The 18,361-nt window shown below is 74.5% G+C and carries 22 protein-coding genes; 18 read left to right on the forward strand and 4 right to left on the reverse strand.

Features of this window, described 5'->3' with window-relative positions; all coding sequences use genetic code 11:
- Window positions 1-138 precede the first annotated feature (138 nt).
- The 6 genes from ACVCAH_RS23230 (at window position 139) to ACVCAH_RS23255 (ending at window position 7,153) form a co-directional block, all read left to right on the forward strand.
- Complete coding sequence (locus ACVCAH_RS23230; protein ID WP_447138299.1) at window positions 139-1,149, forward strand: Gfo/Idh/MocA family protein; 1,011 nt, start codon at window positions 139-141, stop codon at window positions 1,147-1,149.
- A complete protein-coding gene (locus ACVCAH_RS23235; protein WP_447138300.1) occupies window positions 1,142-2,230 on the forward strand; it encodes a zinc-dependent alcohol dehydrogenase in 1,089 nt (362 codons plus the stop codon). Before ACVCAH_RS23230 ends, ACVCAH_RS23235 begins: the two co-directional genes overlap by 8 nt.
- A gap of 161 nt (window positions 2,231-2,391) precedes the next feature.
- Entirely contained in the window at window positions 2,392-4,683 is a 2,292-nt protein-coding gene (secA2, locus tag ACVCAH_RS23240; RefSeq protein ID WP_447138301.1) for an accessory Sec system translocase SecA2, read from the forward strand.
- A 181-nt stretch (window positions 4,684-4,864) separates the two neighbouring features.
- A complete protein-coding gene (locus ACVCAH_RS23245) occupies window positions 4,865-5,605 on the forward strand; it encodes a GAF domain-containing protein (RefSeq protein WP_447138302.1) in 741 nt (246 codons plus the stop codon).
- A gap of 73 nt (window positions 5,606-5,678) precedes the next feature.
- Window positions 5,679-6,185 carry a DUF2231 domain-containing protein gene (locus ACVCAH_RS23250; protein ID WP_447138303.1) on the forward strand — a complete coding sequence of 169 codons (507 nt, stop codon included), beginning with the start codon at window positions 5,679-5,681 and terminating at the stop codon, window positions 6,183-6,185.
- A gap of 203 nt (window positions 6,186-6,388) precedes the next feature.
- Window positions 6,389-7,153, forward strand: coding sequence for a class I SAM-dependent methyltransferase (locus tag ACVCAH_RS23255; protein ID WP_447138304.1), 765 nt, complete (start codon window positions 6,389-6,391; stop codon window positions 7,151-7,153).
- A 72-nt stretch (window positions 7,154-7,225) separates the two neighbouring features.
- Here the strand turns inward: ACVCAH_RS23255 and ACVCAH_RS23260 are convergent, their stop codons facing one another.
- Together ACVCAH_RS23260 and ACVCAH_RS23265 are read right to left on the reverse strand one after the other, a co-directional pair.
- A complete protein-coding gene (locus ACVCAH_RS23260) occupies window positions 7,226-8,194 on the reverse strand; it encodes a DUF3500 domain-containing protein (protein ID WP_447138305.1) in 969 nt (322 codons plus the stop codon).
- A gap of 98 nt (window positions 8,195-8,292) precedes the next feature.
- A complete protein-coding gene (locus ACVCAH_RS23265; protein WP_447138344.1) occupies window positions 8,293-8,658 on the reverse strand; it encodes an ankyrin repeat domain-containing protein in 366 nt (121 codons plus the stop codon).
- Between the two features lie 105 nt (window positions 8,659-8,763).
- On the opposite strand from ACVCAH_RS23265, the gene ACVCAH_RS23270 reads away from it, so the two are divergent.
- From ACVCAH_RS23270 to ACVCAH_RS23315, 10 genes are all read left to right on the forward strand, one after another.
- Window positions 8,764-9,141 (forward strand): signal peptidase I, encoded by a 378-nt coding sequence (locus tag ACVCAH_RS23270; RefSeq protein ID WP_447138306.1) that lies wholly within the window; start codon window positions 8,764-8,766, stop codon window positions 9,139-9,141.
- A 112-nt stretch (window positions 9,142-9,253) separates the two neighbouring features.
- Window positions 9,254-9,715: a cysteine dioxygenase gene (locus ACVCAH_RS23275; RefSeq protein WP_447138307.1), complete on the forward strand. Its 462-nt coding sequence runs from the start codon at window positions 9,254-9,256 to the stop codon at window positions 9,713-9,715.
- A 65-nt stretch (window positions 9,716-9,780) separates the two neighbouring features.
- Complete coding sequence (locus ACVCAH_RS23280; RefSeq protein WP_447138308.1) at window positions 9,781-10,266, forward strand: rhodanese-like domain-containing protein; 486 nt, start codon at window positions 9,781-9,783, stop codon at window positions 10,264-10,266.
- 50 nt (window positions 10,267-10,316) lie between these two features.
- Window positions 10,317-10,865 carry a winged helix-turn-helix domain-containing protein gene (locus ACVCAH_RS23285; protein ID WP_447138309.1) on the forward strand — a complete coding sequence of 183 codons (549 nt, stop codon included), beginning with the start codon at window positions 10,317-10,319 and terminating at the stop codon, window positions 10,863-10,865.
- Between the two features lie 319 nt (window positions 10,866-11,184).
- Complete coding sequence (locus ACVCAH_RS23290; protein WP_447138310.1) at window positions 11,185-11,799, forward strand: winged helix-turn-helix domain-containing protein; 615 nt, start codon at window positions 11,185-11,187, stop codon at window positions 11,797-11,799.
- Between the two features lie 23 nt (window positions 11,800-11,822).
- Entirely contained in the window at window positions 11,823-12,461 is a 639-nt protein-coding gene (locus ACVCAH_RS23295) for a uridine kinase (RefSeq protein ID WP_447138311.1), read from the forward strand.
- A 205-nt stretch (window positions 12,462-12,666) separates the two neighbouring features.
- Window positions 12,667-13,065: a TraR/DksA family transcriptional regulator gene (locus ACVCAH_RS23300; RefSeq protein ID WP_447138312.1), complete on the forward strand. Its 399-nt coding sequence runs from the start codon at window positions 12,667-12,669 to the stop codon at window positions 13,063-13,065.
- Window positions 13,066-13,111: 46 nt separating this feature from the next.
- Window positions 13,112-13,987: a DUF72 domain-containing protein gene (locus tag ACVCAH_RS23305; RefSeq protein ID WP_447138313.1), complete on the forward strand. Its 876-nt coding sequence runs from the start codon at window positions 13,112-13,114 to the stop codon at window positions 13,985-13,987.
- Window positions 13,988-14,104: 117 nt separating this feature from the next.
- On the forward strand, window positions 14,105-14,299 hold the full coding sequence (locus ACVCAH_RS23310; RefSeq protein WP_447138314.1) for a hypothetical protein: 195 nt from the start codon (window positions 14,105-14,107) through the stop codon (window positions 14,297-14,299).
- On the forward strand, window positions 14,292-14,723 hold the full coding sequence (locus tag ACVCAH_RS23315) for a DUF2267 domain-containing protein (protein ID WP_447138315.1): 432 nt from the start codon (window positions 14,292-14,294) through the stop codon (window positions 14,721-14,723). The genes ACVCAH_RS23310 and ACVCAH_RS23315 overlap by 8 nt, the downstream gene beginning before the upstream one ends.
- A gap of 53 nt (window positions 14,724-14,776) precedes the next feature.
- On the opposite strand, the gene ACVCAH_RS23320 is transcribed toward ACVCAH_RS23315, so the two are convergent.
- Window positions 14,777-15,577 carry a DUF72 domain-containing protein gene (locus ACVCAH_RS23320; protein WP_447138316.1) on the reverse strand — a complete coding sequence of 267 codons (801 nt, stop codon included), beginning with the start codon at window positions 15,575-15,577 and terminating at the stop codon, window positions 14,777-14,779.
- Between the two features lie 7 nt (window positions 15,578-15,584).
- A complete protein-coding gene (locus ACVCAH_RS23325) occupies window positions 15,585-16,337 on the reverse strand; it encodes a PIG-L deacetylase family protein (RefSeq protein ID WP_447138345.1) in 753 nt (250 codons plus the stop codon).
- 180 nt (window positions 16,338-16,517) lie between these two features.
- Between ACVCAH_RS23325 and ACVCAH_RS23330 the strand changes: the two genes are divergently transcribed.
- Window positions 16,518-17,942 carry an endo-1,4-beta-xylanase gene (locus tag ACVCAH_RS23330; RefSeq protein ID WP_447138317.1) on the forward strand — a complete coding sequence of 475 codons (1,425 nt, stop codon included), beginning with the start codon at window positions 16,518-16,520 and terminating at the stop codon, window positions 17,940-17,942.
- A gap of 127 nt (window positions 17,943-18,069) precedes the next feature.
- On the forward strand, window positions 18,070-18,360 hold the full coding sequence (locus tag ACVCAH_RS23335; protein WP_447138318.1) for a hypothetical protein: 291 nt from the start codon (window positions 18,070-18,072) through the stop codon (window positions 18,358-18,360).
- Window position 18,361: the final 1 nt, after the last annotated feature.

An 18,361-nucleotide genomic window follows, 5' to 3' on the forward strand; every position in this document is an offset into this window, starting at 1 on the left:
GCACGCGCTAACCGGATCATCCCCGACAGCCTGATCACGAAGCGGACACCGTCGGGTTCCCGTGCGGTGAACGTTTGATTGCGCCCACCCGGGGGGAGTGCTGTGGGCGAAACGTGAACCGCGGGGCGGGAGGCTTGGATGCGCACGTGCCGGGTGGGACTGGTGGGAGCCGGCGGGGTGGCGCAACGCCATGCCCGGGTGCTGAGCGGATTCACCGACGTCGAGCTGTTGGGGGTGACCGACGTGGCGCCGGCGGCCGCGGCGGAACTGGCCGGCGCGTACGGCGCACGCAGCTTCGCCGACGTCGAGGAGCTGCTCGCCGCCGGGCCGGACGCGGTCTACGTCTGCGTTCCGCCGTTCGCGCACGGCCCGGCGGAGGAGGCGGTGATCGCCGCCGGGGTGCCGATGTTCGTCGAGAAGCCGGTCGCGGTCGACCTGGCCACCGCCGAGCGGATCGCCGAGCTGGTCGCCCGGCGCGGCCTGCTCACCGCGGTCGGGCACCACTGGCGGTACCTGCCAGTGGTGGAGCAGGCCCGCCAGCTGCTGGCCGACCGGCCGGTGCGGATGGTGGCCGGCGCCTGGCTGGACAAGGTCCCGCCGGTCGCCTGGTGGTCGCAGCGGGACCGCTCCGGCGGACCGGTGGTCGAGCAGGCTGCGCACGTGCTGGACCTCATCCGGGTGCTGGCCGGCGAGGTGAGCGAGGTGACCGCGTACGCCGACGGGACACCGCCCCCGGTGGACGGGGCGGACATCGACTCGGTCACCACCGCCGCGCTGCGCTTCGCCAGCGGCGCGGTGGGCACGCTCACCGCCGCCTGCGTGCTCGGCTGGAAGCACCGGGCCGGGTTGGAGATCCTCGCCGACGGGCTGGCCCTGGCGCTGACCGAGGACGGTCTGGTCGTCCGCGACGGCGACGGGGAGCGGCGGATCCCGGCCGACCCGGACGCCGCGCGGATCGCCGTCGACCGGGCCTTCGTCGACGCGGTGCGCGGCGTCGGCGACGACGTCCGGGTCCCGTACGCCGAGGCGCTCGGCACCCAGCGGCTGGCCCTCGCGGTGGCCGACTCGGCCCGCACCGGAGCGCCGGTGCGGCTGGCCGCGCCGGCGACCCCGGCGACCCTGAGCACGGGGGTGACGGTCGATGCGTGACAAGGTCGTGGTGGTGCCCGGTCCCGGCCGGGTGGAGCTGGTCGAGCAGGACGCCGCCGAGCTGCGCCCGGGCACCTTCCGGGTCCGGACGCGCTACAGCGGGGTCTCCGCCGGCACCGAGCTGAGCTACGTCAAGGGCACCAACCCGTACCTCAACGTCACCTGGGACGCCGACCTCGGGCTCTTCCAGCCGGGGGAGGCGAGCACGCCGTACCCGGTGACCCGGCTGGGCTACATGCAGGTGGCCGAGGTGGTGGAGAGCGCCACCCCGGCGGTCCGGGTCGGCACCGTGGGCGCCATGACCTACGGCCACCGCACCGGGCACGTCGCCGACCCGCTCGCCGAGCGGTTCGTCCCGATCCCCGACGACCTGGACCCGCTGCTCGGCGTCTACGTCGCGCACATGGGACCGATCTGCGCCAACGGGCTGCTGCACGCCGCCGCCGACCTGTACGGCACCGACGTGCGCGGGCTCGGCGACGGGGTCCGCGGGCGCCGGGTGGCGGTGGTCGGCAGCGGGGTGGTCGCCCTGCTCACCGCCCTGTTCGCCCGCCGGCACGGCGCCGCGTCGGTGGTGGTGCTCGACCCGACCCCGCAGCGCCGGGAGGTCGCCGCGGCGCTCGGGCTGGAGACCCTCGACCCGGAGGCCGACGACCCGGCGGTGGTGCTCAAGACCCGCTGGGCGCACACGGCCGGCGACCGCGGCGCCGACGTGGTGTTCCAGTGCCGGGGCCAGGCCTGGGCGCTGCATCTCGCGCTGCGCCTGCTCCGCCCGCAGGGCACCGTGATCGACCTGGCCTTCTACCAGGCCGGCGCGGACGAGGTCCGGCTCGGCGAGGAGTTCCACCACAACGGGCTGTCGCTGCGCTGCGCGCAGATCGGCCGGGTGCCTCGCGGGCTCGCCCCGACCTGGGACCGGGAGCGGCTCTCCGCCGAGACGATCGACCTGCTGCGCGCGTACGGGGATCTGATCCGCAAGCACATGGTCTCGGTGGTGGTCCCGTTCGACGAGGCGCCCGCGCTGCTCACCGCCCTCGCCGAGCGCCGCCGCCAGGAGCTCCAGGTGGTGCTGGCCGGCTGACCGTCGACCGCCCGCCACCGCGATCTTGCAGTTTCGGCCCTTGTCATGCAGTTCGGTGGCATTCGACGGGGCACCGGGTGCAAGATCGCGGGAATTGGACGGCGTGTCCCGCGGCCGGGCGGGCCGCCCAAGGTCAGCCGGGTCGCGTACCGTTGCCGCTCATGGGTGTGTCGCAACGGTTCAAGACCAGGTTCCGCCGGTTCCTCCAGCGCCCGGGGACCACGGTCGACCTGGGGCCGCTGGAGAAGCTGCTGCCGGCCATCGAGGCCCGCGAGGAGGAGCTGTCGGCGCTCGACGACGTCGAGCTGACCGAGGCCGCCGGCAAGGCCGAGGGCTACGAGGAGATCTGCGCGATCGGCCGCGAGGCCGCCCGCCGCGGCCTCGACCAGCGGCCGTACGACGTCCAGCTGCTCGGCGCGATGGCGCTGCTCTCCGGCAAGGTCGCCGAGATGGCCACCGGTGAGGGCAAGACGCTCACCGCGGCCATCGCCGCGTACGGGCACGTCCGGGTGGGCAACGGCCCGGTGCACGTGCTCACCGTCAACGACTACCTGGCCCGCCGCGACGCCCAGTGGATGGAGCCGGTCTACACCCTGCTCGGACTGAGCGTGGGCTGGGTCAACGAGGCGTCCACCCCGCAGGAGCGCCGCGACGCGTACGCCTGCGACGTCACCTACATCTCGGTCAGCGAGGCCGGCTTCGACTACCTGCGCGACCAGCTGGTCACCGACCTCGCCGACCGGGTGCAGCCGGCGCTGCGCACCGCGATCGTCGACGAGGCCGACTCGATCCTGATCGACGAGGCCCGGGTGCCGATGGTCCTCGCCGGCGCGGTGCCCGGCGAGCAGGACCCGGTGCACACCGCCGCCGCCCTGGTGCGCGGCCTGCGCAAGGGCAAGCACTACACGGTGGCCGAGGACGGCCGCAGCGTGGCCTTCACCTCGGCCGGCCTGGCCGCCGTCGAGGCCAAGCTCGGCATCGACCTGTACGACGAGGAGCACGTCGAGCAGCTCTCCGCGGTCAACGTGGCGCTGCACGCGCACGCCCTGCTGCACCGCGACGTGGACTACATCGTCCGGGACGGCTCGGTCGAGCTGATCGACGAGATGCGGGGCCGGGTAGCCCAGCGCCGCCGCTGGCCGGACGGGCTCCAGGCGGCGGTGGAGGCCAAGGAGGGCCTGGACGCCACCGCCGAGGGCGAGGTGCTGGGCACCATCGCCGTGCAGGCGTACATCGCGCTCTACCCGAAGGTGTGCGGGATGACGGCGACCGCGGTGCTGGTCGGCGACCAGCTGCGCGAGTTCTTCGGCCTCGAGGTCGCGGTGATCCCGCCGAACACCCCCTGCATCCGCGAGGACGAGCCCGACCGGATCTACGCCACCCGCGCCGAGAAGGAGGAGGCGCTGATCGACGAGATCAAGCGCAACCACGAGCGCGGGCGGCCGGTGCTGGTCGGCACCCTCGACGTCAAGGAGTCCGAGGGGCTGGCCGCCGGCCTCAACGCCGCCGGGGTGCCCTGCGTGGTGCTCAACGCCAAGAACGACGACGAGGAGGCGGCGATCATCGCCGAGGCCGGCGCGTACGCCGCGGTGACCGTCTCCACCCAGATGGCCGGCCGGGGCGTGGACATCCGGCTCGGCGGCAGCGACCAGGCCGACCGGGACCGGGTCGCCGAGCTCGGCGGCCTCTACGTGATCGGCAGCGGCCGGCACGACAGCCGCCGGGTCGACGACCAGCTGCGCGGCCGGGCCGGCCGGCAGGGCGACCCGGGCGGCTCGGTCTTCTTCGTCAGCCTGGAGGACGACCTGGTGGTCCGGCACGCCGGCGACACCGTCCCGGCGTCGCCGCGGATGAACGCCGACGGCCTGGTCACCGACGAGCAGGTGGACTACGCCGTGGAGCACGCCCAGCGCGTCGCCGAGGGGGTCAACCACGAGATCCACCGCAACACCTGGCGCTACAGCGTGGTGATCGAGCAGCAGCGCAAGGCGCTCGCCGAACGGCGCGAGCGGCTGCTGACCACCGACGTGGCGGCGCTGATGCTGCTGGACAAGGAGCCGGACAAGGCCGGCGAGATGGACGAGGACCTGCTCGCCCGGGTCGCCCGGTCGATCGCCCTCTACCACCTCGACCGGCTCTGGGCCGAGCACCTGGCCGAGCTCTCGGAGGTCCGCGAAGGCGTACACCTGCGCGCGCTGGGTCGGCTCGACCCGCTGGACGAGTTCCACCGCGCGGCCGTGCCGGCGTTCAACGCGCTGGTCCCGGAGATCGAGGCACGGACCATCGCCACCTTCACCGAGACCGAGTTCGACGAGGACTGGGAGCCGGACGAGTCGAAGCTGGTCCGGCCGAGCGCCACCTGGACGTACCTGGTGCACGACAACCCGTTCGGCTCCGAGCTCGACCGGTTGATCGCCTCGGTCGGGCGCCGGCTCAGCGCCGCCTCCCGCTGAGGACAGGGGGCCTCGTCCGGCGCGTCCACGCGCCCGGGACAGGCCCCCTTTAGGCCGTTTCGACCCGTGTTCGCCCGGGTAGTAGCCCGGGGCTGACGAGTCGGGAGATCAAGAGGATGACACGGGTGATGGCAGCACCGGCTGGGCGTACGCGGACGGGGGCGGCAGGGGCTGTGAACCGGTGAACCTGGACACGCGGGCGCCGGCGGTCGAGACGCTGGGGGTGCTGGAGACCGCCGCGCTGCTGCGGGAACTGACCGCCGGGCTGATCGCCGTGGACGACTTCGACGAGGCCCTCGCGGCCCTGGTCCGGATCGCCCGGGACGCGGTGGCCGGGGTCACCTGGTGCGGCTTCACCGCGCTGCGGGCCGGCGAGCCGGCCGGGGTGGCGGCCTCCGACGCCCGGCTGGCCGGCCTGGACGACCTGCGGCACGGCCCGGACACCCCGGCGATGGAGGCCATCCGGCGCCGGGAGATGATCCGCTCCGAGCACCTGGGCCGCGAGCGGCGCTGGCCGACCTGGACCGCCCGGGCGCGCGACCTCGGGGTGCACGGAGTGATCTCCGCCCCGGTCGACGTCGACGAGCAGGTGATCGGCGCGATCAACCTCTACGCCGGGGCCTCGGACGCGCTCACCACCGGCCACCAGCTCACCGCGATGCTGCTGGCCGAGCACGCCGGCCTGCTGCTGGCCGCGGTCCGGGACCGGGCCCGGCAGGCGGCGCTGGCTGGCGAGCGGGACGCCTCGCTGCTGGGCGACGGGGTGGTCGGGCAGGCGATCGGGGTGATCATGACGCAGCGCGGCTGCCCGGCGCCGGAGGCGCTGGAGGTGCTGCGCACCGCCGCCTCGTCGCTCGCCATCCCGCTGCGCGAGGTGGCGGAGCGGCTGGTCAGCACGGTCTCCCGGCAACGGGGCGGCTGAGCGCGTCGTTTCACCCGGCTGGTGCCCGGGTAGCACCCTGGGTTCATGGGTTGAGCCGACCAGGGGAGGACCGATGCAGAGCCGGCTGCGGGTGCAGGGACATCCGATCCAACCGATGCTGGTGACGTTCCCCTACGGGCTCTTCGTCAGCGCGACCGTCTTCGACCTCACCGACGTCGTCGGCGGCCCGGCCTTCCTCGGTGAGGTGGGCTACTGGTCGGCGGTCGCCGCCCTGGTGGCCGCCGGTCTGACCGCGGTCGCCGGGATGGTCGACCTGTGGGACGTGCCGGGCGACCGGACCCGCCGGACCGCGGTCGCCTTCCACCTGGTCAACACGGCGATGGCCGGGCTGTTCCTGATCGGCTGCCTGATCCGTGCGGACGCCCCGCAGCGGGGCGCCTCGGTGGTGCTGCTGGTGACCGAGGTGGTCGCGCTCGCCGTCGGCGGGTTGGGGGTACGCCTCGGCGCCCGGCTGATGCGCCGGTTCGACGCCGGCCGGCGGGCCGAGGCGACCACGTTCGACGCGCTCGGTGGCGGAGTGGCCGGCTCCACCGCGGAGATCGTCCGCCCGCGCCCCTGACCTGGCTGTGCCCCTGACCCGGCGACCGGGCCCGCCCGGCGGTCATGACGGCCCGCCCACGTCTCTGCCCCGGCGACGGCCCGTCCGGCGGTCCTGGCGGCCCGTCCGGCGGTCGTGGCGTCGGTAGGGCTCCGTCCTGCGGCCCGCGCCGGCCGGCGGCAATTGCGTTGCCGCCGGGCGGACCGGCCGGACAGGCTGGCCGGATGAGCACCGACCCGAGCTTCGACGAACTGCTCGCCGAGGGGGCCGCCGCCCCGGTCGAGGGCTGGGCCTTCGACTGGCTGGCCGGCCGGGCCACCGAGGAACGCCCGCCGTGGGGGTACGCCCGTCTGGTGGCCGCCCGGATGGCGGCCGCAGACGCGGCCCTGGACGTGGACACCGGTGGCGGCGAGGTGCTGGCCGAGGTGCCTCAGCCACCCCGGCTGCTGGTGGCCACCGAGGGCTGGCCGCCGAACGTGCCGGTGGCTCGCCGCACGCTGCGCACGGTCGGGGCGACCGTCGTCGCGGTCACGCCGGACGCCCCGCTGCCGTTCCGGGACGGCGCCTTCGACCTGGTGGTCAGCCGGCATCCGGTGCGCACCGACTGGGCCGAGACGGCCCGGGTGCTGCGCCCCGGCGGCACGTACCTGTCCCAGCAGATCGGGCCCGGCACGGTCCGCGAGCTCAGCGAGGCGATCCTCGGGCCGCTGCCGCCGCCCGCCGCCCGCCACCCGGAGCGGGCGGTGGCCGCCGCCCGGGCGGCCGGCCTGACGGTGGTGGACCTGCGCCAGGCCACCCTGCGTACGGTCTTCCACGACATCGCCGCGGTGGTCTGGTTCCTACGCAAGGTGGTCTGGACCGTGCCGGGCTTCACCGTCGAGCGCCACCGTCCCCAGCTGGCCCGCCTCCACCACCGCATCCGCACCGAGGGCCCGTTCGTCGCGCACGCCCGCCGCTTCCTCATCGAAGCCCACAAACCCACCTCCTGACCCCCTCCGTCGCCCCGTTGATCATGAGGTTGGCGGCACCGACGGAGATCGACATCGCCGTCAACCTCATGATCAACCTGTCCGCGGGCGGGTGGGGTGGGAGTGGGTGTGGTGGGCGGCCAGGGCGTCGGTGCCGAAGTCGCTGGCCGGGCGGCGCAGCACGGTGTGCGCGTGGTTGCCGTCGTCGGTGGTGTTGTCGTACTCGATCAGCAGGTCGTCGCCCTGCACCCGGTAGTAGTGGCGCTGGCCCGGTCGGGTCGGACCGGCCCAGGCGAAGTGCAGCTGCCCGCCGGAGAGCCGGCGGGCCTCGCGGACGGCCAGCTCGGGCGGGAGCCGGTCCAGGTAGAGCGCGACCAGCTGGTCCAGCAGCGCCCGGGCGGTCGGCCCGAGCCGCTCGGCCGGTACGCCGAGCGGCACCAGCGGCGCGTCCACCCGGGGGCGGGTGGCGCTGATGATGTCTCCGGGCGCCTCGTCGGCGATGATCGCGGCGGCCCGCCCCGCCGGATCGAGGGCGTCCAGCAGGGCCCGGGCGAGGTCCTCCTCGACGCCGAGCGGCCGGGTCACCGGGCGGCCCGCGTAGCGCACGGCCGCCGGATTGGCGCCGAAGAAGATCGGCGCGGGGGAGACCTGGTCGTCCACCACCGTCATGTTCACCGAGAGGTGGTGCCCCTCCACCCGCCACGCCCAGCGGTCGTCCCGGGCCGGGTCGCCGAAGACGGCCACCCAGTAGTCGTCGCGGTGCCGGCCGCGGCGCCAGCCCTCCGCCCGGTCCAGCACCTCCTCCAGCGCGACGATCGTCATCGCCTGCGCGTACGCCGTCGGGCTCAGCGCGGTGGCGAGCAGCCGGTGCGTGGCCTTGCGTCCGGCAGTGTCGAGGTCGGCGAGGCTGACCCCGGGCCGAGGACGGGGCCGGTACTCCAACCAGCGCCGGGCGGCGTCGTCGTCGAACCGGTGGGTCGCGCGGGCGCGGGCCGGCTCGTCGAGCGCGGCGAGCAGCGCCGTGCCGGCGGCGCGCATCTGTTCGGGCAGCGGATCCTCCACCGCCTCTGTATACCGGCCCGGGCCCGGTCCTGCCGGGGCTCGGCCGCACCCCGCCGCCGGCGACGACCGCGGCTCCTGGTCCGACCCTCGGGTGGGCGTCAGGCCGCGGTCGGGCTGCCACCCGGGCGGAGCAGCGCGAGCATCTGGGGCAGGTCGAAGAAGCGGGCGGTGTCCACCGCGGACGGGTTGCCGTGGTCCGGGTCGGCGCCGGCGGCGAGCAGCGCGCGCACCGCCTCCGTACTGCTGCGGAAGACCGCCGCGGCGAGCGCGGTCTGCCCCCGGTCGTTGGTCCGGGAGTGGTCGGCGCCCCGGGCCAGCAGCGCGGCGACGGTCGCCGAGTGGGCGTGGTAGGCCGCGAGGATCAGCAGCGTGTCGCCCTTGTCGTTGGTCAGGTTGACCGGCAGGCCCGCGTCGACGTAGCCGGCCAGCTCCTCGGTGGCGCCGTCCCGGGCCAGGTCGAACATCCGGTGCGCGAACGCCAGCGTCTCGGCGTCGAGTTCCTCACTCACCGGTCCAGGTTAGTCGGACCGCCGCCTAATAGGTTGCTCGCCCGGCGAGCGGGGAGAGGCATGGACGAGCAGGTGTACGTGGGCAACGCGGGCGTCGACGGCGCCACCAACGCCGGCTGGCTGCTCGGCCATTTCATGCCGCCGGGCGAGGTGCGGCACAGCACCGACGTCGAGGTGAAGTGGGGCGTGCACCCGGCCGGTGAGGCCCGCTCGCGGTGGGCCACCGGGGAGCGGCGGACGGCGCTGCTGGTACTGGTGAGTGGACGATTCCGGGTGGAGCTGCCGGACCGGACGGTGGTGCTCGGCGAGCCCGGCGACTACGTGCAGTGGGGGCGCGGGGTGGACCATTCCTGGTACGCCGAGCGGGAGTCGGTCGTGCTGACCGTGCGCTGGCCCTCGGTCCCAGGCTACCGGGCGGCCCCACCGGTCCGCCGCTGAGCCCGGCGGGCTGCTGTCTCCCCGTCCCGACAAGTGGGATAACCTACTAAACCTATAGGGATTGACGCCTAAGCTGGACCCGACCGTGCCGCCCAGCCCGCGAGGACCTGCCGTGACCATCCGTCGCCCGCCCGAGGCCGACCTGCTCGCCGTCGCCCGGCGGTGGTCCGCCGACCCGACCGGCTGGCCGGTGCCGCGGCGCTTCGACCCGCTCAGTCGGTGGTACGCCCGGCTCGCCGGGGACGCCGAGCACGAGGTCTGGGCGCTGAGCTGGCTGCCCGGGCAGGGCACCGACCTGCACGACCACGGCGGCTCCAGCGGCGCGTTCCTGGTCGCCGCCGGTGTCCTCACCGAGGAGACGGTCAGCGGCGCCGGGTTGCGCGCACACCGCCTGGCCGCCGGGGCCGGCCGTCGCTTCGGTCCCCGCCACGTGCACGTGGTCACCAACCGCGGTGACCAGCCGGCGGTCAGTATCCACGTGTACCGTCCCGCGCTACGCCGGATGACCCGCTACCGGCTCGCCGCCGGCCGGCTCGTGATGGCCGAGGTGGCCGAGGCGGGCGTGGCATGGTGAGCCGCCCGCGGCCCGCGGCCGCGATCCGCGCTCCGCACGGTCAGCAACCACCGGAGGGAACGACAATGCCGCAGACCGACCCGACCGGGTGTCCGACACCGCCAGCCGGCTCCCGGGGCATCGACGAGATCCTGGCCGCCGCCCGGGCCCGGCTCGACCGGCTCGACCCGGAGCGGGCACACCTGGCCCACCGCACCGGTGCGCTGCTGGTCGACATCCGCCCGGCCGCCCAGCGGGCCGCGTACGGCACCGTGCCGGGCGCGCTGGCCGTCGAGCGGAACGTGCTGGAGTGGCGGTTCGACCCGCGCTGCCCGGCCCGGTTGCCGGAGGCGACCGGCTACCACCTGCGGGTGATGATCCTCTGCCAGGAGGGCTACACCTCCTCGCTGGCCGCCGCCGCCCTGCAGGATCTCGGGCTGCACCGCGCCACCGACGTGGTCGGCGGTTTCGCCGCCTGGCAGATCGCCGGCCTGCCGGTCCTCGGCCCCACTCCGCCGCACCGCCCGTCCCCGCTCGCGCCCCCGGTGACCGCCGGGCCGGCGCCGTCCTGACCGGCACGCCCCACCGGGCGTGCCGGCGCCAGCCGCCGCAGGAGGCCCCCATGTCCGTCGTCGCCATCTCCCCGCGCCCCTACCCGCCCGGCCGGAGCGACCGGTCCGCGCCGCCCCGCCCGCGCGCCACGCCGACGCTCACCATCACCGTCGACCTCACCCCGGGCGCGCCGAGCCCCCGCCTGGCCCGGCTGCTGGAGCTGCTCGGTGAACTCGCCGAGTCGGGGGAGGGGCGACTCGTTCCGGCCACCGACGACGACCCGCCCGCGGCGCCCCGGGCGCTCCCGGACCACCCCGACACGGTGCGCGTCCTGGCCGGCTCGCGGGTGGTCCGCCAGGGCGGCCGGGTCGTCCCGCTGACCCGGATCGAGTACGACCTGCTGCTGTTCCTGGCCGAGCGGCCGCACCGGGTGTTCACCCGCCTGCAGTTGCTCGGGGGCGTCTGGGGCTACCAGCACGCGGTGGCCCGCACGGTCGACGTGCACGTGCGCCGGCTGCGCGCCAAGCTCGGCGCGCGTACGCCCGTGGTGACCACGGTCTACGGCGTCGGCTACCGGCTCGCCGACGAGGCCCGCGTGGAGATCGACCACTCCCGCTGACCGGCATGTCCCACCGCCGGGACGGCGGCCGTCCATCTGGGAGCGTGCCCGACGACGTGAGCCCCTCTCGGTTGCCACGGTACGTGGCGACTCGCGGCGGATGTGAACCGGGCGGGCACCCCCCGTATCGGGTCAACTTGGCGACTCTGCTGTAATCATCAGGCTTCGTACGCAGAGCGAGCATCCGGCTCCGATGTGTTCGTCAATTGTCACATTCATGCAACGCAGCCGCCCCTTGACCCTCGCACGGGCGCCGGGAAGCATCGATTAAGCGGCGTCCCGGGCCGTGGGGAGATACCCGGACCAGCCAAGGAGGACCATGTCGGTCAGCCCCGCTTCGTCGCGCGCCGGATGGCATACGTCCCAGCCCGCTGTTCCCGGTCGACCCCCCGGCGGCCAGCGCCGCCCCGCCAACACCGCGGCGCCGATGCTCACCGTGACCTTGAACATCCCGCTGGCCTGTGAGGAGTCGCTGACCCCACCGGCCCGCCGGCTGCTCGAGGCGGCCCGGGAGATGCTCGAACGCGGGGAGGGCACGATCACCGCCGCGACCACCGTGGAGCGCCGCCCCGACCCGGTGCCGGCCGGCCGCTCGCCGGCCCGTCCGCTCGCCCCCACCATCCCCACCATCCCCACCCTGCACATCCTCGCCTCCTCCCGGTCGGTGCTGCGCGACGGCGAGCCGCTGCCGCTGACCCGGCTCGAGTTCGACCTGCTGCTGCACTTGGTGGCCCACCCGCGGCGGGTGTTCACCCGGCTGCAACTGCTCAACGCGGTCTGGGGCTACGAACACGCCGGGGTGCGTACGGTCGACGTGCACGTGCGCCGGCTGCGCGGCAAGGTCGGCGTGGACGTTCCGTTGGTCACCACGGTCTACGGGGTCGGCTACCGGCTCGCCGACGACGCCCGGGTCACCATCGACCGCAGCGGCTGACCGGCCGGGGCATGATGGGGCGGGTGCGCGTCCGTCCCATCTCACCCGAGCGCCTCGTGACCGAGCTGGCCGACCGGATCGCCGCCGGCGACCCGCCGGGCCGGCTCCGCGTGGCCGTCGACGGCGCCCCGGCGGCCGGCCCCGACGAGCTGGCCGCCGCGCTGGTCGACCCGCTGCGCGCGTTGGGCCGCCCGGTGCTGCACGTACGCGCCGCCGACTTCCTCCGCCCCGCCTCGGTGCGACTGGAGCACGGTCGGACCAACCCGGACGCCTACTACGAGGGCTGGGTCGACGAGGCGGGGCTGCGCCGCGAGGTGCTCGACCCGGCCGGCCCGGGCGGCTCCGGCCGGGTGCTGCCGTCGCTCTGGGACGCCCGCACCGACCGGGCCAGCCGGGCCGGGTACGTCGAGCTGCCGCCCGGCGGGGTGGTGCTGGTCAGCGGCGCGCTGCTGCTCGGTGGGGGGCTGCCGTTCGACCTCACCGTCCACCTGGAGCTCTCCCCGGCCGCGCTGTCCCGGCGCACCGACCCGGCGCGGCGGTGGGCGCTGCCCGCCTTCGCCCGGTACGCCGAGGAGGTCGCCCCGGCCACCTTCGCCGACGTGGTGGTCCGGGTCGACGACCCGCGCCGCCCCGCCCTGGTGGAACCGGCGCCGTCCGCCTGACCGGTCCCGAACGCCTGCCGCGGCGGCCCGGGCGGTCCGGCACGCTCGCCGTGACACCGGGAAAATCGGCGGTTTGGTCCTTCGGGCGGGTGGGTATTCGCCCGGCTCACAGAGCACGGGTGATCGCCCGCGCGAGACGGACCGTTGCCGGGGCAGACCGCACCGGCGTCCCGGCGGAACCACGAGGCCAGAAAGGCAGGCAGCGATGCTCGTCCACGACACGGTCGACACGGGCCGATCCCAGGCGGAGATCGACCAGATCCGGCGATCCCTGCAGGCCCGCTACGACGAGCTGTCCGCGGAGTACGAGCAGGCGGTGCTGCAGAGCCAGGTGCTGCGGCTGGTGGAGGTGGGTGACACGGCCGGCGACGACCAGGCCGACAGCGGCACCAAGACGGCCGAGCGGGACACCGCGCAGTCCCTGCTGCGGACCATCCTCGACCGCCGCGCCCAGTACGAGCACGCGCTGGCCCGGCTCGAGGAGGGCACCTACGGCTTCTGCGAGGGGTGCTCCGCGGCGATCCCCGTCGAGCGGCTGGAGATCTTCCCGTCCGCCACCACCTGCGTGACGTGCAAGCAGAACCGGGAGCGGCGGGCCGCCTGAGCACCCAGCGGTTGCCGGTCGGTCCGCGGCGCGGTGGACTCCACCCATGGGTGACATCAAGGTGGGCACCGCGTCCTGGACCGACCGGACCCTGTTGGACTCCGGCTGGTACCCGCAGAGCGCCGACACGCCGGAGAAGCGGCTGGCCTACTACGCCCGGCAGTTTCCGCTGGTCGAAGTGGACGCCACCTACTACTCGCCGCCCGCCGAGCGGACGGCGCGGCTCTGGGCGGAGCGCACCCCGGCGGGCTTCACCTTCAACGTCAAGGCGTTCAGCCTGCTGACCGGGCACCCGACGAAGACGTCCGCGCTCTACAAGGACCTGCGCCCGGAGACCGACAAGCGCAACCTCTACCCGGACGACCTGCCGCCGCAGGCGTACGAGGAGGTCTGGACGCGGTTCCTCAGCGCGCTGGACCCGCTGGTCGAGGTGGGCAAGCTCGGCGCGCTGCTGTTCCAGTTCCCGCCCTGGTTCACCATCAAGCGGGACAACAAGCAGTACCTGCTCGAAGTGGAGCGCCGCTGTGCCCCGCTGCGGCCGGTCTTCGAGTTCCGGCACGCCTCCTGGTTCGACGGGGCCAACGCCGACGAGACCCTGGCCTTCCTGCGCCAGCACCGGCTGGCGTACGTCTGCGTGGACATGCCGCAGGGGCACCGCTCGTCGGTGCCTCCGGTGCTGGCCGCCACCGCGGACCTCGCGGTGGTGCGCTTCCACGGCCACAGCGACAAATGGACCAGCAAGGACATCCACGAGAAGTTCGGCTACCGCTACTCGGACCGGGAGCTCAAGGACTGGGCGCCGAAGCTCCGCGAGCTGGCCGACTCCACCGAGCAGACCCACGTGCTGATGAACAACTGCTACCGCGACTACGCCCAGACCAACGCGGCCACCCTGGTCGGGTTGCTCGAGACGGGCGACTGACCCCCGGCTCATCCGGACCGGGTGACGTGCTCTCACCCCTTCCCCGAGCAGCATCGACGGTGCGTGCGGTCGACTCGCGGAGCCGGCCGCGGAACCGACACCACGGAGGTGCTCGAGATGACGGTTCGGGTGGTACCGGATCGACGACGCGGCGCCGTGCTGCACGTCGTCGGGTCCGCCGGCGACGCCCGGCGGGTGCCGCGAGCCGGCCGGGTCAGCCCGACCCGGCAGCCGCGCGGCCCGGTCGGGCCGCCGCGACGCGACGACGACCGACGCTGGGAGACCGAGGTACGGGGGTGGAGTGATGGCTGAGCAGCTGCAATCGGCAATCGATTCCTCGATGGAGAAGACCAACCTGATCCTCAAGGACATCGAGAAGGCGTACGGCTGGCCGAAGGAGCAACGCAACCAGTCCTACTGCGCGCTGCGCACGGTGCTGCACCTGTTGCGGGACCGGATGCCGGTGCAGGAGAGCGTGGAGTTCGCCGCCCAGCTGCCGGTGGTGGTGCGCGGGATCTACTTCGACGGCTGGAAGCCGATGGACGTGCCGGTCAAGCTGAACCGGGACGACTTCCTGCTGGAGGTCCGGCAACGCTTCCAGTACGACATCGAGGGCGGCATCGAAAATCTGGTGCAGGTGGTGCTGAATTCCCTGCGCCGGCACGTGACGACCCAGGGGCAGTGGGATGACGTGAGGGACCAGATGCCCAAGGACATGGCCCGGATGATTCCCTGACCGGTGCCCCGACGACGGCTCGCTCCACCCGGTGGGGCGGGCCGCTCGCGTGCTCAGGCCCCGGCCGGCCCCGGCCCGCCGTCCGGGCCGGCGGCCTCCGCCGCTGTCGGGACCCGGCTCACCCGCCGACCGGCCCGGCCGGCCAGCGCGGCGAAGGCGACCGCGTCGCGCACGGCCGCGCCGCCGGGGTCGTTGTTGAAGTAGACGTACGCCGGTTCCCCGTCGGCGAAGGTGTCGGCCAGCCGGCGCACCCAGGAGGCCAGCGCGGCCGGTCCGTATTTGGGCCAGGGTCGGGCGCGCCCCTCGTGCAGCCGCAGGTAGCCGAAGTCGGTGGTGCGCCACAGCGGGGCGACCGGCCGGCCGCGTCGGTCGGCCCAGACCAGCGCCGCCCGCCGGCGCTCCAGCACGGCCCGGGTGGCGTCGGTCCACCACGACCGGTGACGCGGCTCGACCGCGACCCGCACGTCGGCCGGGAAGAGCGCCAGCGTGGCGTCCAGGGCGGCGGGGTCGGCCGGCAGGTTCGGCGGCAGTTGCAGCAGCACCGGGCCGAGGCGGTCGCCGAGCGCGGTGGCTCGGGACAGGAACCGCGCCACCGGCTCGGCCGGCTCGCGCAGCCGCTTGATGTGGGTCAGGTAGCGGCTCATCTTCACCGCGACGCAGAAGTCGTCCGGGGTGCGGTCCCGCCAGGCGGCGAAGGTGTCCCGTTCCGGCAGCCGGTAGAAGGCGTTGTTGACCTCCACCGTGGCGAAACGGGCGGCGAAGTGCTCCAGCCAGAGCCGCTGGGGCAGGTCGGCCGGGTAGAACCGGCCCCGCCAGTCGCGGTACTGCCACCCTGAGGTGCCGAGCAGGATCATCGGCCGGCTACCAGAGGTCGAAGCGGAACACCTCGAAGGCCACGCCGTAGCGCACCCCGAGCCGGGTGCCGGTCGGCCGGCCGAGCCCCTCCAGGAACTCCTCGGCGTCGAAGCTGCCGTCGCCCAGCCCGGTCAGGTACGCCTCGTGCGCCCGCAGCGAGGCCACGCCCTGCGCGAACGTCGCGGTCACGTCGACCCCGTGGGCGGAGCGGGGCGAGGCGGCGGCCCAGACCTGCCGCACGCCGGTCCACGGCTCGACGCCGTCGGTCAGCTGCTCCGGGAAGATCCACCGGTTGCCGGCGTCGCGCACCGCGTCCAGCACCGCCCGACCGGTGGCGATGTGGTCGGCCTGGTTCAGCGCGTAGGTGCCGTCCCAGGTGTCGCGGAAGTTGGTGGTGATCACGATCTCGGGCCGGTGCCGGCGCACCGCCTCGGCGATCGCCCGGCGCAGCGGCACGCCGTACTCCAGGATGCCGTCGGGCAGCCCGAGGAACTCCACGGTGTCCACCCCGACCAGTGCGGCCGAGGCGCGCTGCTCCTGCTCGCGCACCTGCCGGGCCCGCTCCGGCGGCATCCCGTCGATGCCCGCCTCGCCGCTGGTGACCAGGCAGTAGGCGATCTGCTTGCCCTGCCCGGTCCAGCGGGCGATCGCCGCCGCCGCGCCGAACTCCAGGTCGTCGGGGTGGGCCACCACCGCCAGCGCGCGCTGCCAGTCCTCGGTCACCGGTTCCAGCGGGGCCACCGCGGTCGGCTCGGTCATCGACACCTCCTGCTCGCGTCCGCCCGCCCATCCTGCCACCACGTTCCGCGCCGCGCCGTCCGGCGCGACGGCGGCGTGGTTGACGGGGGGCGGCCAGGATGCCAGCATGTGGAAGCGCTCCCATCGACCGACGTCGTAACTTCGCCGCCCTCGGGCGGCCCGACGAAGGACAGGGACCGCATGCACCCGCACCGTCTCCGTACCCGGCCGGCCCTGCTGGCCGGGGCGCTCGCCCTCGCCACGGTGGTCGCCGTCGGCCTCGGCGTCACCCGGCCCGAGGCCGCCGACGCGGCCACCACCCTGAAGACCCTCGCCGACGCCAAGGGCCGGGACATCGGCGTCGCCATCGACCCGAACCGGCTGACCGAGACCGCCTACCGGCAGATCGCCGACGCCGAGTTCAACCTGGTGGTCGCCGAGAACGCGATGAAGTGGGACGCCACCGAGCCCAACCGCGGGCAGTTCACCTTCACCCAGGGCGACGCGGTCGCCAGCTACGCCGCCGCCGGCGGCAAGCGGCTCTACGGCCACACCCTGGTCTGGCACTCCCAACTGCCCGGCTGGGTCAGCGGCCTGTCCGCGACCGACCTGCTCGCCGCGATGCGCAACCACATCGCCGAGGTGGCCGGCCACTACCGCGGCAAGGTGGTCGCCTGGGACGTGGTCAACGAGGCGTTCGCCGACGGGGGCCCCGGCGGCCGCCGGGACAGCGTCTTCCAGCAGCGCCTCGGCGACGGCTGGATCGAGGAGGCGTTCCGGGCCGCCCGGGCCGCCGACCCGACGGCCAAGCTCTGCATCAACGACTACAGCACCGACGGCGTGAACGCGAAGAGCACCGCGATCTGGAACCTGATCCGCGACTTCAAGGCCCGCGGCGTGCCGATCGACTGCGTCGGCTTCCAGGCGCACCTGATCGTCGGTCAGGTCCCCGGCGACCTGCAGAGCAACCTGCAGCGCTTCGCCGACCTGGGGGTGGACGTCCGGATCACCGAGCTGGACATCCGGATGCCCACCCCGCCGAGCGCGGCCAACCTCGCCACCCAGGCCGCCGACTACCGCAAGGTGGTCAGCGCCTGCCTCGCGGTGACCCGGTGCGCGGGCGTCACCACCTGGGGCATCACCGACCGCTACTCGTGGATCCCCGACGTCTTCCCGGGGCAGGGCGCCGCGCTGATCTGGGACGAGAACTACGCGCCGAAGCCGGCGCACCAGGCGGTGGCCGAGGCGCTCGGCGGCGGCGTAACCCCGACCCCGACCACGCCGACCCCGACGCCCACCACCCCGCCCCCGGGCGGCTGCACGGTGAGCTACGTGCCGAACACCTGGAACACCGGCTTCACCGCCGACGTGCGGGTACGCAACGACGGCGCCGCGGCCAGCGGCTGGACCGTCGGCTTCACCTTCGGCGCCGACCAGCGGATCACCAACGCCTGGAACACCACCGTCAACCAGTCCGGCGCCCAGGTGACCGCGCGCAACGCCAGCTGGAACGGCACCGTCCCCACCGGGGGCACGGTCAGCTTCGGTTTCCAGGGCACCCACGGCGGGGCCAACCCGACGCCCACCGGTTTCACCTTCAACGGCTCCGCCTGCCGCACGGGCTGACCGCGAACCGCCCTTGCCGGCCGCGCCGGGCGTCTACCGTGTGGTTAGAGAAGATCCAGCGTGGGGTACCACCCGCTGCACGACGGACCCCGGCGCACGGCGGGGCGGCACACCCGAGGGAGCACCCATGGCACTCAACGACGACGACATGCAGACCACCGGCGGTGGCGGCCTCGAGGGCCCGGCCGACGGCGGCGCGACCCCCGGCCAGCAGGACGGCGGCGCCGACGGTGGTGCCGACCGCGGTGCCGAGCGGGGCGCCGACCAGGGTGCCGACCAGGGCGCGGAGGGCCCGGCCGACGGCGGCGCCACCCCCGGCCAGCAGGACGGCGGCGCCGACGGCGGCGCGGAGGGTCCGGCCGACGGCGGGGCCACCCCGGGTCAGCAGGACGGCGGCGCCGACGGCAGCGCCGGGTGAC

The organism is Micromonospora sp. LZ34 (genome assembly GCF_052981855.1).

Coding starts and splice junctions, on each gene's coding strand:
- ACVCAH_RS23230 (WP_447138299.1), top strand. CDS start 139: ATGCGCACGTGCCGGGTGGGACTGGTGGGAGCCGGCGGGGTGGCGCAA.
- ACVCAH_RS23235 (WP_447138300.1), top strand. CDS start 1,142: ATGCGTGACAAGGTCGTGGTGGTGCCCGGTCCCGGCCGGGTGGAGCTG.
- secA2 (WP_447138301.1), top strand. CDS start 2,392: ATGGGTGTGTCGCAACGGTTCAAGACCAGGTTCCGCCGGTTCCTCCAG.
- ACVCAH_RS23250 (WP_447138303.1), top strand. CDS start 5,679: ATGCAGAGCCGGCTGCGGGTGCAGGGACATCCGATCCAACCGATGCTG.
- ACVCAH_RS23255 (WP_447138304.1), top strand. CDS start 6,389: ATGAGCACCGACCCGAGCTTCGACGAACTGCTCGCCGAGGGGGCCGCC.
- ACVCAH_RS23265 (WP_447138344.1), bottom strand. CDS start 8,658: ATGTTCGACCTGGCCCGGGACGGCGCCACCGAGGAGCTGGCCGGCTAC.
- ACVCAH_RS23270 (WP_447138306.1), top strand. CDS start 8,764: ATGGACGAGCAGGTGTACGTGGGCAACGCGGGCGTCGACGGCGCCACC.
- ACVCAH_RS23280 (WP_447138308.1), top strand. CDS start 9,781: ATGCCGCAGACCGACCCGACCGGGTGTCCGACACCGCCAGCCGGCTCC.
- ACVCAH_RS23285 (WP_447138309.1), top strand. CDS start 10,317: ATGTCCGTCGTCGCCATCTCCCCGCGCCCCTACCCGCCCGGCCGGAGC.
- ACVCAH_RS23290 (WP_447138310.1), top strand. CDS start 11,185: ATGTCGGTCAGCCCCGCTTCGTCGCGCGCCGGATGGCATACGTCCCAG.
- ACVCAH_RS23300 (WP_447138312.1), top strand. CDS start 12,667: ATGCTCGTCCACGACACGGTCGACACGGGCCGATCCCAGGCGGAGATC.
- ACVCAH_RS23305 (WP_447138313.1), top strand. CDS start 13,112: ATGGGTGACATCAAGGTGGGCACCGCGTCCTGGACCGACCGGACCCTG.
- ACVCAH_RS23310 (WP_447138314.1), top strand. CDS start 14,105: ATGACGGTTCGGGTGGTACCGGATCGACGACGCGGCGCCGTGCTGCAC.
- ACVCAH_RS23315 (WP_447138315.1), top strand. CDS start 14,292: ATGGCTGAGCAGCTGCAATCGGCAATCGATTCCTCGATGGAGAAGACC.
- ACVCAH_RS23320 (WP_447138316.1), bottom strand. CDS start 15,577: ATGATCCTGCTCGGCACCTCAGGGTGGCAGTACCGCGACTGGCGGGGC.
- ACVCAH_RS23325 (WP_447138345.1), bottom strand. CDS start 16,337: ATGACCGAGCCGACCGCGGTGGCCCCGCTGGAACCGGTGACCGAGGAC.
- ACVCAH_RS23330 (WP_447138317.1), top strand. CDS start 16,518: ATGCACCCGCACCGTCTCCGTACCCGGCCGGCCCTGCTGGCCGGGGCG.
- ACVCAH_RS23335 (WP_447138318.1), top strand. CDS start 18,070: ATGGCACTCAACGACGACGACATGCAGACCACCGGCGGTGGCGGCCTC.